We start from the raw sequence: 1561 nt of genomic DNA on the forward strand, positions 1-1561 counted from the left end.
GTCGACGAGCGGGTGCTCGGGGGCCAGCACCATGAACGTGGCGCCGAACAGCGTGTCGGGACGGGTCGTGAAGACCTCGATCCCGGCATCCGCCGTCCCGGGGTCGACCAACTGGTCACCGGAGGGACGGGCGATCGGGAAGGTGACCTTCGCACCGTGGCTGCGCCCGATCCAGTTGCGCTGCATGATCTTGACCTTCTCGGGCCACTCGACCCGGTCGAGGTCGTCGGCCAGCCGGTCGGCGTACGCGGTGATCCGCATCATCCACTGGCGCAGGTTGCGCTTGAACACCGGGAAGTTGCCCCGCTCGGAGCGGCCCTCGTTGGTGACCTCCTCGTTGGAGAGCACTGTGCCCAGGCCAGGGCACCAGTTGACCGGCGCCTCGCTCGTGTACGCCAGGCGCGAGGCATCGAGGATGCCGGCGCGCTCGGTCGCGCTCAACGTGTCCCACGCGCGGTCCTCACCACCGGGCAGCGGGCGCGTTCCGTCGCGGTACTCCTGCTCGAGGTCCGCGATGGGGCGGGCGCGGCCGGTCCCGCCGTCGGGGCGCACGGCATCCGCGTCGTACCAGGCGTTGTAGATCTGGGTGAAGATCCACTGCGTCCAGCGGTAGTAGTCGGGGTCGATGGTCTGGATGGCGCGGCGGTCGTCGTGGCCCAGGCCCAGTCGGCGCAGCTGGCGCGCCATGATGACGATGTTGTCCTCGGTGGTCTTGCGCGGGTGCTGGCCGGTCTGCACGGCGTACTGCTCGGCCGGCAACCCGAACGCGTCGTACCCCAGGCAGTGCAGGACGTTCTTGCCGAGCATGCGGTTGAAGCGCGCGAAGACGTCGGTGGCGATGTAGCCGAGCGGGTGCCCGACGTGCAGGCCGGCACCGCTCGGGTAGGGGAACATGTCGAGGACGAGCAGGTGCCCGCCGGAGTGCGCGGCGACCCCCTCGGGGTCTGCCCAGGGGCCGGCCGGGTTCGGGGCGTGGTAGGTGCCGCGCTGCTCCCAGCGGTCCTGCCAGGCCACCTCGATCTGCCCGGCCAGCTCGGCGGTGTAGCGGTACGGGGTCTCGCTCATCTCGTCCTCGTTCGTCGTGTCGTCGTGCGCGGGTGCTCGGTGGTGCGCTCATGAAAAAACCCCTCGCTCAGGAGGGGTCGCCGCGCGGCTGGGGTGGCCGTCGCGGCTAGGTAAGCAGGAGCACCGTGGTCACGGGGTCAGGGTATCGCAGCACGTGGGTCAGGCCAGCAGGCCGGCGACGATCAGGGCCTGCGCACCGTGGTAGGTCAGCATCGTCACGGGCCGGGTCCAGGATCGGGGTTCGACGAAGCGACCCAGGGCCAGCACGGTGTCGCTGACGACGAACAGGCTCACGCCGAGCCCGACGAGCAGCAGCCCGGTGGCCCAGCCGCTGACCGCCATGGCGCCGATGACGAGCATGTAGGCCGCGACGGCGATGGTCAGCGGGGCTCCGCCGGCGGCCCGGGCACCGGGCAGGATGCCGCGCCCCACGGCCAGCGATGCCGAGAGCACGGCGAGCCCGAACCAGCCCCAGCCGGGACGCTCCATCCCGGCG

At 71.2% G+C, this 1561-nt stretch carries 2 protein-coding genes; both read right to left on the reverse strand.

Going from position 1 to position 1561, the window contains the following annotated elements; translation table 11 throughout:
* The coding region (locus tag PLL68_RS14985; protein ID WP_324535464.1) for a class I tRNA ligase family protein at positions 1-1065 on the reverse strand (1065 nt) is incomplete at its 3' end.
* A 159-nt stretch (positions 1066-1224) separates the two neighbouring features.
* Positions 1225-1561: lysoplasmalogenase family protein (locus tag PLL68_RS14990; RefSeq protein ID WP_324535466.1), on the reverse strand; the 337-nt coding region annotated here is incomplete at its 5' end.

Source organism: Ornithinibacter sp., assembly GCF_035443565.1.
In the GTDB taxonomy this organism is placed as follows: Bacteria; Actinomycetota; Actinomycetes; order Actinomycetales; family Dermatophilaceae; genus Fodinibacter.